The organism is Streptomyces griseoflavus (genome assembly GCF_014649995.1).
Lineage (GTDB): Bacteria > Actinomycetota > Actinomycetes > Streptomycetales > Streptomycetaceae > Streptomyces > Streptomyces griseoflavus.
Map to the genome: position 1 here is coordinate 92450 of NZ_BMUC01000021.1, position 12302 is coordinate 104751.

12 protein-coding genes are annotated in these 12302 nt (G+C 71.6%); 8 read left to right on the forward strand and 4 right to left on the reverse strand.

Annotated elements, in window-relative coordinates:
* A complete protein-coding gene (locus IE172_RS31350) occupies positions 1-1008 on the forward strand; it encodes a polysaccharide deacetylase family protein (RefSeq protein WP_190100721.1) in 1008 nt (335 codons plus the stop codon).
* Between the two features lie 73 nt (positions 1009-1081).
* Here IE172_RS31350 and IE172_RS31355 read toward each other — a convergent pair whose 3' ends face one another.
* Positions 1082-1723: a dienelactone hydrolase family protein gene (locus tag IE172_RS31355; RefSeq protein ID WP_190100722.1), complete on the reverse strand. Its 642-nt coding sequence runs from the start codon at positions 1721-1723 to the stop codon at positions 1082-1084.
* Between the two features lie 13 nt (positions 1724-1736).
* Entirely contained in the window at positions 1737-2141 is a 405-nt protein-coding gene (locus IE172_RS31360; RefSeq protein ID WP_190100723.1) for a DUF2267 domain-containing protein, read from the reverse strand.
* Positions 2142-2271: 130 nt separating this feature from the next.
* Here IE172_RS31360 and IE172_RS31365 point away from each other — a divergent pair, with 130 nt between their 5' ends.
* Positions 2272-2607, forward strand: coding sequence for a DUF6343 family protein (locus tag IE172_RS31365; protein ID WP_190100724.1), 336 nt, complete (start codon positions 2272-2274; stop codon positions 2605-2607).
* Positions 2608-2651: 44 nt separating this feature from the next.
* Here IE172_RS31365 and IE172_RS31370 read toward each other — a convergent pair whose 3' ends face one another.
* Positions 2652-3389: a nitroreductase family protein gene (locus IE172_RS31370; protein WP_190100725.1), complete on the reverse strand. Its 738-nt coding sequence runs from the start codon at positions 3387-3389 to the stop codon at positions 2652-2654.
* 206 nt (positions 3390-3595) lie between these two features.
* On the opposite strand from IE172_RS31370, the gene IE172_RS31375 reads away from it, so the two are divergent.
* A complete protein-coding gene (locus IE172_RS31375; protein WP_190100726.1) occupies positions 3596-3943 on the forward strand; it encodes a deoxyxylulose-5-phosphate synthase in 348 nt (115 codons plus the stop codon).
* 190 nt (positions 3944-4133) lie between these two features.
* Complete coding sequence (locus IE172_RS31380; RefSeq protein ID WP_190100727.1) at positions 4134-5426, forward strand: M20 metallopeptidase family protein; 1293 nt, start codon at positions 4134-4136, stop codon at positions 5424-5426.
* A gap of 104 nt (positions 5427-5530) precedes the next feature.
* Here IE172_RS31380 and IE172_RS31385 read toward each other — a convergent pair whose 3' ends face one another.
* Positions 5531-6562: a LacI family DNA-binding transcriptional regulator gene (locus IE172_RS31385; RefSeq protein ID WP_190100728.1), complete on the reverse strand. Its 1032-nt coding sequence runs from the start codon at positions 6560-6562 to the stop codon at positions 5531-5533.
* A 138-nt stretch (positions 6563-6700) separates the two neighbouring features.
* On the opposite strand from IE172_RS31385, the gene IE172_RS31390 reads away from it, so the two are divergent.
* From IE172_RS31390 to IE172_RS31405, 4 genes are read left to right on the forward strand one after another with little or no spacing between them, the layout of a single operon-like run.
* Entirely contained in the window at positions 6701-8005 is a 1305-nt protein-coding gene (locus IE172_RS31390; RefSeq protein WP_190100729.1) for an ABC transporter substrate-binding protein, read from the forward strand.
* A gap of 10 nt (positions 8006-8015) precedes the next feature.
* Complete coding sequence (locus IE172_RS31395) at positions 8016-8972, forward strand: carbohydrate ABC transporter permease (RefSeq protein WP_190100730.1); 957 nt, start codon at positions 8016-8018, stop codon at positions 8970-8972.
* Positions 8969-9787, forward strand: a complete 819-nt coding sequence (locus IE172_RS31400; protein ID WP_190100731.1) for a carbohydrate ABC transporter permease — start codon at positions 8969-8971, stop codon at positions 9785-9787. The genes IE172_RS31395 and IE172_RS31400 overlap by 4 nt, the downstream gene beginning before the upstream one ends.
* Positions 9784-12165: a beta-xylosidase/alpha-l-arabinosidase gene (locus IE172_RS31405; protein WP_190100732.1), complete on the forward strand. Its 2382-nt coding sequence runs from the start codon at positions 9784-9786 to the stop codon at positions 12163-12165. Before IE172_RS31400 ends, IE172_RS31405 begins: the two co-directional genes overlap by 4 nt.
* The last annotated feature ends 137 nt before the right edge of the window (positions 12166-12302 follow it).

Below are 12302 nucleotides of genomic sequence, written 5' to 3' on the forward strand. Positions count from 1 at the left end.
ATGAGCACCGGACAACGACAGCCGGTCACCCGCTACCTGCTCCCGGGTCTGGCCGTCGCCGCACTGACCGTGGCGGGAACCGTGACGTCGACCGTCAACGCGCCCGAGTCGCACGCGGCCGCCTGCAACGGCTACGTGGCACTCACCTTCGACGACGGCCCCCAGGCAGGCACCACCACCAACCTGCTCAACGCGCTCAGGCAGAACGGGCTGCGGGCCACGATGTTCAACCAGGGCCAGTACGCCGCCGCCAACCCCGCCCTGGTCAAGGCCCAGGTCGACGCGGGTATGTGGGTCGCCAACCACAGTTACACCCACCCCCACATGACCCAGCTGAGCCAGGCCCAGATGGACTCGGAGATCGCCCGCACCCAGCAGGCGATCGCGAACGCCGGCGGCGGCACACCGAAGCTGTTCCGGCCGCCGTACGGCGAGACCAATTCGACCCTGCGCTCGGTGCAGGCCAAGTACGGTCTGACCGAGGTCATCTGGGACGTCGACTCGCAGGACTGGAACAACGCGAGCACCGACGCCATCGTGCAGGCGGCGTCCCGGCTCACCAACGGCCAGGTGATCCTGATGCACGACTGGCCGGCCAACACCGTCGCCGCGATCCCGCGCATCGCGCAGAACCTCGCCTCCCGGGGCCTGTGCACCGGCATGATCTCCCCGCAGACCGGCCGTGCGGTCGCCCCGGACGGCTCCGGCGGCGGGGGAGGGGACGGCGGTGGCGGCGGGGGGACCGCGTGCACCGCGACCCTGTCGGCGGGCAGCCGCTGGGGCGACCGCTACAACCTCGACGTCTCGGTCTCCGGCGCGAACAACTGGACCGTGACCATGAAGGTGCCGTCACCGGCGAAGGTGTCGGCGACCTGGAACGTCAGCACGTCCTACCCCGACAGCCAGACACTCGTCGCGAAATCCAACGGCAGCGGCAACACCTGGGGGGTGACGATCCAGACCAACGGCAACTGGACCTGGCCGACGGTCTCCTGCGCCACGAACTGAACCGTCACAGCGGAACCCGCTGGACGAGGGCGAGCCGCAGCGAGCACCCCGCTGCGGCTCGCCGCACGCCCGGTCACAGACGCTCACCGAACCACTCGGCGGCGAGCCGGGCGACCTCCTCCAACGCCCCCGGTTCGGGGAAGAGATGGGTCGCACCGGGCACCACGTGCACCCGGTGTTCACCGGGCAGCCGCTCCGCGGCCCGGCGGTTCAGACCGAGGACCGTCTCGTCGTCACCCCCGACGACGAGCAGCACCGGGGAGGCGACCAGCGCCAGCGCGTCGCCCGCCAGATCCGGACGTCCGCCCCGTGACACGACGGCCGACACCCGCGCGGGCCGCTCCGCCGCCGCCACCAGCGCGGCCGCCGCACCCGTGCTGGCCCCGAACAGTCCCACCGGAAGGTCCACGGTGTCCGGACGCTGCCCCAGCCAGTCGATCGCGTGCGCCAGCCGCCGGGACAGCAACCCGATGTCGAACCGGTGCTCTCCCGTCCCGGCGTCCTCGCGTTCCTCCTCCTCCGTCAGCAGGTCGAGGAGCAGTGTGCCGAATCCCGCCGACCGCAGTGCGGCGGCGACGGCCCGGTTGCGGGGGCTGTGCCGCGAACTGCCGCTGCCGTGCGCGAACAGCACCATCCCGCGCACCTCGGCGGGAATCTCGAGATCACCGGCGAGAGCCGTCCCGCCCGAGGGAATCGTCACGGTCGCCGACAGCATGCCCGCCCCCTCCTCACGGGGACTCGTCGGCCCGGCCCGAGGGCAGCAGGCCACCGATGTCCCTGGGCAGCGCCGCGACCACCTTCTCGGTCAGCTCGGGAGCGAGGGCGGCGTCCAGCACCTCCAGTACGGCGGCGGCCTCCAGGAGCGCGGCGTCCTCGTCCGTCTCCGCACGGCCGGCGATCCGGCCGGCGAACGTCGTCAGACCGAAACGCTCGTCCTCCGCGACGGCCTCCCTGGCCTGCCGCATGGGTGCCGCCAGGGTCGGCGGCAGCTGGGCGGCGACGTGGCCCGTGAGCCCGGACGGCAGCCGTTCGGCCAGCGTGGTCAGCACGGCACGGGTGGCCATTTCGGCTGAACCCCGGTCCGGCAGCCGCGTGAGGGCCTGTACTTTTCCGATGATCTCGTCGTGCTGCATGAGGTGACGTCCTTCCTCATGGTGCGGTGGTCGCCCACGAGTACCCGGTACGGCTCTTGGATACCGGTTTGCCCCGGTGACGAACGGCTACCCGGCCGCCCTCCGCACGCGACCGAGGAGGTGCGCCGCGATGCGCGACGAAGAGACCGACCGGGCCGGGAAGCCCGTCTCCCGCGCCCACTCCGGAACGATCGGCCGCCGATTCCCTCGCTCCGGCACCGAACCGGTCACCGCCCGCAGCCCGCTGCGGCTGCGGGCGGTGCTCGCCGGCGTCTTCCTCCCGCTGTTCGTCGCGGGCTGCGCCCTCTTCGCCGTATGGGCTGCGGACGCCGGCCCGGGCGACAGCCCCGGCCGGGGCCCCCTGATCTTCATCGCGGCGGTCTGCGGATTCCTCGCCCTGACGGCCCTCCTGGACCTCGTCGTGGTCCTGCGCCGCCTGCGCCGCGAACGCGGCACCGGCCGCTGACCCGCCGCCGGGCGGTCACGGTCCCGTATCCGCCCGGTCGCGGCCTACCAGCGGTCGCGGTGCACGACCTCCGCCACCGGGCGCCGGCTCACCGGCCCGAACCTACCGCGCGGCCACCCCACCGGGATGGCCGCGAACGTGTTCATCTCCTCGGGGATACCGAGCGCCGCCTTCCACTCCTCCTCCAGGAACAGGTGCCAGATGGTGATGTTGGCGGCCAGACCCAGACCTCGCGCGGCGAGCAGCAGGTTCTGCACCCCCGGATAGACGCACGAGCCTTCCGCGAGGGCGGCGAACCGTTCCTGTGTCCGTCCCATGCGTGCCGTCGCGTCCGGCCCGAGGGCTTCGGCATGGACACGCAGCCCTTCCTCCTCGATCCTCGGCTCCGGGAACCGGTAGCAGGGGATGATCAGCGCCGGCGTCTCGGCGAAGTGGTCACGCTGGTACTCGATGGCGGCGACCATGCGTGCGTACGCGGCCTCGTCCATGCCGGCGGGCGCGTACTTGCCGGTCGTGGCCAGATACGCGTCCACACACCGCTTCCACAGCGGCGCGAGCTCCGCCATGACCGCCCGGTCGGTGACGACGACGTACTCGTACCGCTGCATGTTGCCGCCGCTGGGCCCCCACACGGCCGCCTGTATCAGCCGGTCCAGCAGCTCGTCGGAGACCGGGTCGGGCAGCAGGCGCCGCATGGCCCGCATGGTGGACATGGTGCTGAAGAGCGCCGGTTCGGCGGCACCGCCGACGGAGGGCTCGGACAGGGTGTCTGGAGTATGCATGATCGCGAGTGTAGGGACCCCGCGCGCCGGGGGAAGTCATCTTCCCCCGGAACAGGCACTGCTGACGCCCTGTCAGCGTGGCCGCGGCGTCGGACTCCGGTCGTGCCGGGTTCGACTCGGCGCGGGACGCGCAGGCGCGCGACGCGGGGAGGCCCGACGGTGAAAACCCGTCGCACCGGGCAGGGACGGCTTCCTACCCTGGCGGCATGCCTCCCTCGAAGACCTCCTACGTCTGCCTCCCCTGCCGGGCCGCGTACAAGCTGCCCCACCCGTCGCGCGAGCCGCGGGCCGATGCCGGGCGGCGACCCTGTCCGCGCTGCTCGCAGCCGCTGGTCCACGTGGGGTCGGCCTTCGCCGCGCCGCCGCGCCGGGACGCCCGGGCATGGCGGGTGCTGTCCGTCCTGCTGCACGCGGGAGTCCGTTTCCACAAGAGCTGCTGCGGCGGGCCCGGGTACCGGCCGCGCACGCCGAGGGAGGTACGCGAGCGGATGGCGCACGCCCGCCGTACCGGCGAGCCCTTCGCCCGGGCGCTCGTACGCCCGGAGGTGCCGTGACGGGTGTCCCGGGACGGCGGCCCCCCTGACCCCGGTCGACCCCGCCGGCGAGGTGTCCGCGCGCCGCGCCGGCGGGACCGGTGTCCAGCCGGGTACCGGCCCGCTGGTCCGAGGCGTTCGGGTCCCTCATGCTGGAAGGCGATGTGCTGGTACGTCCTGATGCGGCGGGGGCGCGGGAAGGCGCTGACCGATGACGACGGAGACCGTTCACACGGAGCTGGACCGGGGAGCGGAGCAGATCGCGGCCCAGGTGGTTCGATGGCGTCACCACCTGCACCGGCATCCGGAGCTGTCCAACCGCGAGGTGAACACCGCGCAACTGATCGCGGACCACCTGACGTCGCTGGGTCTCGACGAGGTGCGCACCGGTATCGCCGGTCACGGAGTGGTGGGGGTGCTGCGGGGAGGCCGCCCGGGAGGGCGGGTCATCGCCCTGCGGGCCGACACCGACGCGCTGCCGGTCCCGGACCGCTGTGGGGAGGAGTTCGCGTCGGACGTGGTCGACGAGGACTACCCGGGAGGGCCCTTCCCCGTCTCGCACGCCTGCGGCCACGACGGCCACACGGCCATGCTGCTGGGCGCCGCGACCGTGCTCGCCGGGATGCGCGGGGAACTGCCCGGGACGGTGCTGTTCGTGTTCCAGCCGGCCGAGGAGGGCCCGCCCGTCACCGAGGAGGGCGGCGCGCGGCTGATGCTGGCCGAGAACGCCCTCGACGACCCCGCCCCCACGATGGTGTTCGGCATGCATGTGGCCCCCTACCCCAAGGGCTGGGTGGGGTACCGCGTCGGCAACCAGTACGGCGCCTCCTGCGTGGTCAGGACCGTCATCAGCGGCCGGCAGGTCCACGCCTCCACACCCTGGATGGGCGTCGACCCCATGCCCGCGGCCGGCGCCGTCCTCACCGGCATCGGTCAGCTCTACCGCCGGACGAACGCCTTCGACCCGATCGCCGTGACCATGGGGCACGTCGAGGACGTCGGCCGGTTCAACATCATCGGTGAGAGCGTCACCCTGTGGGGCACCGTCCGCTGCGCCGTCGAGGACACCATGGAAGAGGTGCGGCGGCAGTTCGCCGCCCTCGCCGAGCACACCGCCCGCGCCTACGGCTGCACGGCCACGACGGAGTTCCTGCAGGACGTGCCGCCCGTCCACAACCGCGAGGAGTGGGTCGAGGCCGCCCTGCCGGCCTTCCGCCGTGTCGTCGGCGACGCCCGTGTGGTCGAGACCCCGGGCGGCCTCGGTTACGACGACGTCTCCGAGTTCGTCCGCAGGTACGGCGGCCTGTACGTCCTCCTCGGCGCCCAGGACGCGGAACTCGCCGCGGACGGCACGCCGCTGCCCGCCCCGGGCGGACGGGGGGTCGTCGCCAACCACAACCCGCGCTTCTACCTCGACGACGACACCCTGGTCACCGGAGTCCGGCTGCACCTGCACGCCGCCGTGGACCACCTGGCCGGGCGGCTCGTCCCCGCCGCGGGATGACCCCGGTACCCGCCTGACCGCACACCGCGGGGCCCCGGTGGCCTCGCGCGCCGCCGGGCCGCTCCAGGGGGCCCGCCGGTCGCGCCGGGACGCCGTCGGCCGCTTCACGCCCTCTCGAACGGGGCGGTGCTCTGCCGCACCACCAGGTGCGTGGCCAGTTCGATGCGCTGGGCCGCCGTGCCCGGGGTGTCGGAGGCGTCGGGGCGCAGGAGCATGCGGGAGGCCTCCTCGGCCATGTGGCGCAAGGGCTGGTGGACGGTGGTGAGGGGCGGGCTCGACCACTGGGCCAGGGGGACGTCGTCGTACCCCACCACCGACAGGTCCTGCGGGACGCGCAGGCCCTTGACGCGGGCCGCCTCCAGGACGCCGAGGGCCTGGAGGTCGCTGCCCGCGAAGACCGCGGTCGGACGGTCGGGGCCGTCGAGGAGGTCCATGGCGTGCTCGAAGCCGCTCTGGACGTGGAAGTCGCCGAAGCGCGTCAGGCGCGGGTCGGACTCCAGGCCCGCCATCGCCATGGCGGAGCGGTAGCCGTCGAGGCGCGCCAGGGAGCAGAGCATGTCCTCGGGGCCGGTGATGATGGCGACCCGCTCGTGGCCGAGGTCGGTGAGGTGACGGGTCGCGGCCAGGCCGCCGGCCCAGTTCGCGGAGCCGACCGAGGGGACGTCGGGGTCCGGATCGCCCGCCGGGTCGATCACGACGAAGGGGATGGCCGCCGCCCTGAGCTGCGCCTTGATGTCCTCCGGGAGGGTGGAGAAGACCAGGACGACACCCAGGGGCCGGCGTTGCAGCACGCCCGGGAGCCATTCCGGGGCGGGGGTGTGCCGGGTGCCGCTCTCGGTGAGGACCACCGTCGCGCGGTTCTCCTTGGCGACGTTCTCCACGCCCCGGATCAGCTCCATCGCCCAGACGCTCTCCAACTCGTGGAAGACGATCTCGATGAGCGGTGAGCGCGACGACGGCTGGGCGCGACGGCGGTAGCCGTGGACGTCGAGCAGCCGTTCCACCTTGGCCCGGGTGGCGCGGGAGACATCCGATCGGCCGTTGAGGACCTTCGAAACTGTCGGCATCGAAACGCCGGCCTCTTTCGCCACCGTGGCCAGGGTGACTCTGCCGCTCGCCTCGTGGTCATCGTGCATAGGCGCAGGATACGGCACCGTGCCCGGATAACGGTTTGGGCGAGTGCTGATCCGACCGTTGACCGAAAGTCCCGTCTGACCTACTGTCCCACGGCATGGACTTTCGGCGATGACGCCGAAACTTTCGAAAGGCGAACGATGAAGACACGTGCGCGCTTGCCCAGACTGGTCGCCTGCGGTGCGACGCTCGCCCTGGCACTGACCCTCTCGGCCTGCGGTGGCGACGGCGGCGGGGGGTCGGCGGACGACGGCAAGATCCATGTCCTGGTCTACGGGGACGCCACCAACAAGGTCGAGAAGCGGCTCGTCGACACGTTCAACAAGACGTCCGACGTCAAGGTCGTCCTCGACACCATCCCCGGTGCGGACTACCAGAAGAAGCTGCAGACGATCATCAGCACCCCGCAGGCGCCGGACGTCTTCTTCAACTGGGGCGGCGGCAGCATCAAGCCCTTCGTCAAGGCCGACCTGCTGATGCCGCTGGACGACTTCATCAAGAAGAACCCGGACCTGGAGAACAAGTTCCTGCCGTCCGTCTTCAACAACGCCGTCGTCGACGGCAAGCCGTACGGCATACCGATGCGCGGTACCCAGCCGGTCCTGCTCTTCCACAACAAGACCGTCCTCGCCGACGCGGGCGTCGAGCCGCCGAAGACCTGGGACGAACTGCTCGACGCCGTCAAGGAGCTCAAGGACGCCGGCGTCACGCCGATCGCGCTCGGCGGCGGCGACATCTGGCCCACGCAGATGTGGTTCCAGTACCTCTTCGACCGCATCGCCGGACCGGACCTGCTCGCGAAGGCCCTCAAGGGCGACAAGAGCGCCTGGGAGAGCCCGGACGCCAAGAAGGCCCTGAGCATGATCAGGGAGCTCGTCGACGCCGGAGCCTTCGGCAAGAACTACGACTCCGTCAAGTACACCAACGGCGGCTCGGTCCAGCTCCTGGCGTCCGGCAAGGCCGGCTTCGAGCTGATGGGCTCCTGGTACTACTCCCAGCAGCTCACGGACCACAAGGACTTCGCCGAGAAGGGCCTCGGCTACACCACCTTCCCGGCCGTCGAGGGCGGCAAGGGCGACCCGGCCAACATCGCCGGCAACACCAACAACTACTACTCGGTGATGAAGAAGACCAAGCACCCCGAGGCGGTCGCCGAGTTCCTGAAGCTCATGTACTCCGACGACTTCGTCAAGGCGCAGCTGGAGATCGGCAACCTGCCGACCACCACCAACACCGACAAGTTCATCGACACCGCCGCGAACCCCGACTACGCGCGCTTCCAGTACGACCTGGTCGCCGACGCCCCGTCGTTCCAGCTCTCCTGGGACCAGGCGTACCCGCAGAAGTCGAGCTCGGACTTGCACAAGGCCATCCAGCAGTTCTTCAACGGACAGCTCGACACGGACGGCTTCATCAAGGCCATGCAGGCCCTCCCCACCGAGTGACGAACGGCTCATGACCACAAAGACCACGAGCGCGCCGCCCGCCGCCGGACCCCGGAAGGGGTCCCGGCGGCGGCCGCCCGCCCCCTCCTCGACGAAGGTGGGCCGCCCCGGCTTCGTCTGGGCCCTGCCCGCCGCGGTGTTCTTCGCCCTCTTCGCCATCACCCCGCTGATCATGGTCGCGGTGCTGTCCTTCATGACCTGGGACGGGCTCAGCTCGCCCCGGTTCGTCGGCATGGACAACTGGTCGCGCCTGATGGACGACCCGGTGATGGTCAACAGCATCTGGCTGACCCTGCTGCTGACCGTGCTCGGCGTGGTCATCCAGACACCGCTGAGCATCGTGCTGGGTGTCTGGGCCGCCGGCTACCAGCGCAACCGGGCCGTGCTGTCCGTCATCTACTTCATTCCGCTGCTGCTGTCCGCGACGGCCGTCTCCGTGCTGTGGCGCGCGCTGCTCGACCCGAACTTCGGCATCCCGGCCGACGCCACCTGGCTCTTCGGCGACGGCAACCTGTTCGGCGAACAGGCCACCGCCATCGGCGTGCTGGCGTTCGTCAGCACCTGGCAGTTCACCCCGTTCCACACCCTGATCTACCAGGGCGCCGCCCGCGCGATCCCGAACGTGCTCTACCAGGCCGCGGAGATCGACGGGGCGGGCCGCTACCGGCAGTTCTTCCACATCACCCTGCCGCAGCTGCGCAACGCCATGATCACCTCGATGATCCTGATGATCGTCGGCGGCCTGACCACGTTCGAGACGGTCCTCATCCTGACCCAGGGCGGCCCCGGCACCGACACCACCATCAGCGCCTACTACATGTACGACAAGGCCTTCAAGAGCTTCGACTACGGCACCGGATCCGCCATCGCCCTGGTCCTGGTCGTCGCGGCCACGATCATCTCGCTGATCGTCGTCCGGGCCTCCGGATACGACAAGATGCGCAGCTCCATGGAGGGTGTGTCATGAGGCGCCGACCGAACTACGTGGCCGGCGTCGGATCGCTCTTCTGGCTCCTCCTGGTCGGCCTGCCGCTGTACGTGCTGCTCGCCGCCACCCTGCGCACCCGCCAGGACTACGCCGAGAACGGCCCGGTCTCGATCCCGGACAGCTTCACCCTGGACAACTACACCGGCGCCTTCGACTCCGGCTTCGGCCAGTACTTCTTCAACACGCTCGTCGTCACCGCCTGCGTGATCGGCATCGTGCTGCTGCTGGTCCCGCCGCTCGCCTACGCGATCGTCCGCAGCCGCGGCAGGACCACGTCGGCGATCTTCCGGCTGTTCCTCCTCGGCCTCGCCATCCCCGCCCAGGCCGTCATCGTGCCGATGTTCTACCTGATCAGCGAGGCAGGGCTGTACGACAACCTGCTGGGCGTCATCCTGCCCACGGCGGCGTTCTGCCTGCCGATGTCGGCGCTGATCCTCAGCGGCGCGATGCGCGACATCTCACCCGAGCTGTACGAGGCCATGGCCATGGACGGCGCCTCCCCGCGACGCATGTTCTTCCAGCTCGTGCTGCCGCTGTCGCGGGGCGGACTGTCCACGATCGTGGTGTTCTCCGCGCTCCAGGCATGGAACGGCTTCCTGTTCCCCCTCGTCCTGACCCAGTCCGACTCCAGCAAGGTCGTCACCCTGGGCCTGTACAACTTCCAGACCGAACACGGCATCGACATCCCCGGTCTGCTGGGAGCCGTGGTGCTGTCCATGGTGCCCATCCTGCTCGTCTACCTGTTCGCCCGTCGCGCCCTGGTCCAGGGCCTGATGGGTGTCGGAGGAAAGTGACCGCCAACGTGGCCGTAGAGACCACCCCCGAAGCCCCCCTCTGGAACGACCCCGACCTCCCCGTCCCCGCCCGGGTCGACGCGCTCATCGGCGCGATGACCCTGGAGGAGAAGATCGCCCAGCTGTACGGCGTGTGGGTGGGCGCGTCCGCCAACGGCGGCGAAGTCGCCCCGCACCAGCACGACATGGAGGAGGCCGTCGACCTCGACGCGCTTCTTCCGCACGGTCTGGGCCAGTTGACCCGTCCCTTCGGCACCGCACCCGTCGACCCGGCGCTCGGCGCGCTCTCCCTGATGCGCACCCAGTCCCGCATCACCTCCGCCAACCGCTTCGGCATTCCCGCCGTCGCGCACGAGGAGTGCCTGGCGGGCTTCGCCGCCTGGGGCGCCACCGCCTACCCCGTCCCGCTGTCCTGGGGTGCCACCTTCGACCCGGACGTGGTGCGCCGGATGGCCGCCGCCATCGGCCGCGACATGCGCTCCGTCGGCGTCCACCAGGGACTCGCGCCCGTCCTCGACGTGGTCCGCGACGCCCGCTGGGGCCGCGTGGAGGAGACCATCGGAGAGGACCCGTACCTCGTCGGCACCATCGGCACGGCCTACGTCCGAGGGCTGGAGTCCGCCGGGATCGTCGCCACCCTCAAGCACTTCGTGGGCTACTCGGCCTCCCGCGCCGGACGCAACCTCGCCCCCTCGCCCATGGGCGCCCGCGAACGGGCCGATGTCCTGCTGCCGCCCTTCGAGATGGCGATCCGCGAGGGCGGCGCCCGCTCGGTCATGCACTCCTACACGGACACCGACGGCGTCCCCGCCGCGGCCGACGAGAGCCTGCTCACCGAACTCCTGCGCGACACCTGGGGTTTCGAGGGCACCGTCGTCGCCGACTACTTCGGCATCGCCTTCCTCAAGATCCTGCACGGCGTCGCGGGCGACTGGGCGGAGGCCGCGGGCGCGGCTCTCCAGGCCGGCGTCGACATCGAACTGCCCACCGTCAAGACCTTCGGCGCACCGCTCGCCGAGGCCGTCGCCGACGGCCGGGTCCCGGAGGCGCTCATCGACCGCGCACTGCGCCGCGTCCTCGGCCAGAAGGCGATGCTGGGCCTGCTCGACCCCGACTGGAGCCCGGTACCGCCCGCGCTCGACGGCGCCGACCCGGACGACCCGGACGCCCTGCGCGGCACGGTCGACCTGGACCGGCCCGAGAACCGCGAACTGGCCCACGAGATCGCCGAGAAGGCCGTCGTCCTGCTCAGCAACGACGGCACCCTGCCGCTGGCCCGGCCCCGCCGCATCGCCCTGGTCGGCCCCAACGCCACCGAGGGCACCGCCGTACTGGGCTGCTACTCCTTCCCCCAGCACGTGGGTGTGCAGCACCCGGACGTCCCGGTCGGCATCGACCTGCCCACGCTGCGGGACACCCTGGCCGCCGAGTTCCCCGACGCGGACATCACCGTCGCCCGCGGCACCGGCGTCGACGACGGGGACCCGGCCGGCATCGGCGCGGCGGTGGACGCGGCCCGGGACGCGGACGTCGTCGTCGCCGTCCTCGGCGACCGCGCCGGCCTCTTCGGCCGCGGCACCAGCGGTGAGGGCTGCGACGCGGAGTCCCTCGCCCTGCCCGGCGCCCAGCAGCAGCTGCTCGACGCACTGCTGGACTCCGGCACACCCGTGGTGACCGTCCTCCTCGCGGGGCGCCCGTACGCGCTCGGCCGGGCCACCGGCGAGTCGGCGGCGATCGTGCAGTCCTTCTTCCCCGGTGTCGCCGGCACCCGGGCGATCGCCCGGGTGATCAGCGGCCGCACCAACCCCTCCGGCCGGCTCCCGGTCAGCGTGCCGCGCGGCCCGGGCTCCCAGCCGACCACGTACCTCGGAGCCCGGCTCGCCCAGGCCAGCGAGGTGTCCAACATCGACCCCACCCCGGCCTTCGGCTTCGGCCACGGCCTGACGTACACGGCGTTCGCCTGGAGCGACCTCGCCGTGGACGCCGAGGAGGCCACCACGGAAGGCGAGTTCACCCTCGCCCTCACCGTCCGCAACACCGGTGACCGCTCCGGCACCGAGGTCGTCCAGCTCTACCTGCACGACCCGGTCGCCTCCGTCGTCCAGCCGGTGCAGCGCCTCGTCGGCTACACCCGGGTGGACCTGGAACCGGGCGAGGCACGCCGGGTCCGCGTCACGGTCCCGGCCGACGTGGCCTCCTTCACCGGCCGCGACGGCCACCGGGTCGTCGAACCCGGGGACCTGGAACTCCGCCTGGCCGCGTCGAGCACCGACGCCCGTCTGACGGCGACGGTCACCCTGACCGGCCCGGCACGCCGGGTGGACCACACCCGTCGCTTCCACGCGGCGTTCACCCAGGATCCGGCCCTGGAGGGGTGAGCCGGACCCTTGAGCACGGCCGGCCCGCACCGCACACGCGGTCCGGGCCGGCCGTGCGTCACGTCCACCGCCGGGCCCGTCCGCCGCGCCGGCCGCCTTCCGCCGTGACGGCCCGCCCGGGCCCAGCGGAACGATGC

What these genes read in the sequence shown, in the direction of transcription:
- IE172_RS31350 (WP_190100721.1), top strand. Translation starts at nt 1, where the DNA reads ATGAGCACCGGACAACGACAGCCGGTCACCCGCTACCTGCTCCCGGGT.
- IE172_RS31355 (WP_190100722.1), bottom strand. Translation starts at nt 1,723, where the DNA reads ATGCTGTCGGCGACCGTGACGATTCCCTCGGGCGGGACGGCTCTCGCC.
- IE172_RS31360 (WP_190100723.1), bottom strand. Translation starts at nt 2,141, where the DNA reads ATGCAGCACGACGAGATCATCGGAAAAGTACAGGCCCTCACGCGGCTG.
- IE172_RS31365 (WP_190100724.1), top strand. Translation starts at nt 2,272, where the DNA reads ATGCGCGACGAAGAGACCGACCGGGCCGGGAAGCCCGTCTCCCGCGCC.
- IE172_RS31370 (WP_190100725.1), bottom strand. Translation starts at nt 3,389, where the DNA reads ATGCATACTCCAGACACCCTGTCCGAGCCCTCCGTCGGCGGTGCCGCC.
- IE172_RS31375 (WP_190100726.1), top strand. Translation starts at nt 3,596, where the DNA reads ATGCCTCCCTCGAAGACCTCCTACGTCTGCCTCCCCTGCCGGGCCGCG.
- IE172_RS31380 (WP_190100727.1), top strand. Translation starts at nt 4,134, where the DNA reads ATGACGACGGAGACCGTTCACACGGAGCTGGACCGGGGAGCGGAGCAG.
- IE172_RS31385 (WP_190100728.1), bottom strand. Translation starts at nt 6,562, where the DNA reads ATGCACGATGACCACGAGGCGAGCGGCAGAGTCACCCTGGCCACGGTG.
- IE172_RS31390 (WP_190100729.1), top strand. Translation starts at nt 6,701, where the DNA reads ATGAAGACACGTGCGCGCTTGCCCAGACTGGTCGCCTGCGGTGCGACG.
- IE172_RS31395 (WP_190100730.1), top strand. Translation starts at nt 8,016, where the DNA reads ATGACCACAAAGACCACGAGCGCGCCGCCCGCCGCCGGACCCCGGAAG.
- IE172_RS31400 (WP_190100731.1), top strand. Translation starts at nt 8,969, where the DNA reads ATGAGGCGCCGACCGAACTACGTGGCCGGCGTCGGATCGCTCTTCTGG.